Raw genomic sequence first — 646 nt, 5'->3', positions numbered from 1 at the left:
TGACCATCCCGCCCAGGCCCAAGGTTCAACTACGAGCTTTTTAACTGCAACAACTTTAATATACGCTATTGGAGCTGGAATTACCGCGGCTGCTGGCACCAGACTTGCCCTCCAATGGGTCCTCACCCAGGGGTTTAGGATACGCTCATTCCAATTACAGGGCCTCGAAAGAGACCTGTATTGTTATTTTTCGTCACTACCTCTCCGAGTCGGAAATGGGTAATTTGCGCGCCTGCTGCCTTCCTTGGATGTAGTAGCCGTTTCTCAGGCTCCTTCTCCGGGGTCGAGCCCTAACCCTCCGTTACCCGTTGTCACCACGGCTGGCCAAGACCCAGCCGTCGAAAGTTGATAGGGCAGAAATTTGAATGAACCATCGCCGGCGCAAGGCCGTGCGATTCGAGAAGTTATTATGAATCACCAGAGAGCCCCGAAGGGCATTGGTTTTTAATCTAATAAATACATCCCTTCCGAAGTCGGGATTTTTAGCATGTATTAGCTCTAGAATTACCACGGTTATCCATGTAGTAAGGTACTATCAAATAAACGATAACTGATTTAATGAGCCATTCGCAGTTTCGCGGTATAATTGCTTATACTTAGACATGCATGGCTTAATCTTTGAGACAAGCATATGACTACTGGCAGA

The 646-nt window shown here is 47.7% G+C and carries 1 rRNA gene; it reads right to left on the bottom strand.

From position 1 onward, the window contains the following. A 16S ribosomal RNA gene (locus tag C8054_RS32435) occupies positions 1-646 on the bottom strand; the annotation flags it as partial.

Source organism: Micromonospora sp. RP3T (assembly GCF_003027925.1).
Lineage (GTDB): Bacteria > Actinomycetota > Actinomycetes > Mycobacteriales > Micromonosporaceae > Micromonospora.
The sequence above is the reverse complement of the archived record's forward strand: the minus strand, read 5'-3'. Positions and strand labels throughout refer to the sequence as shown.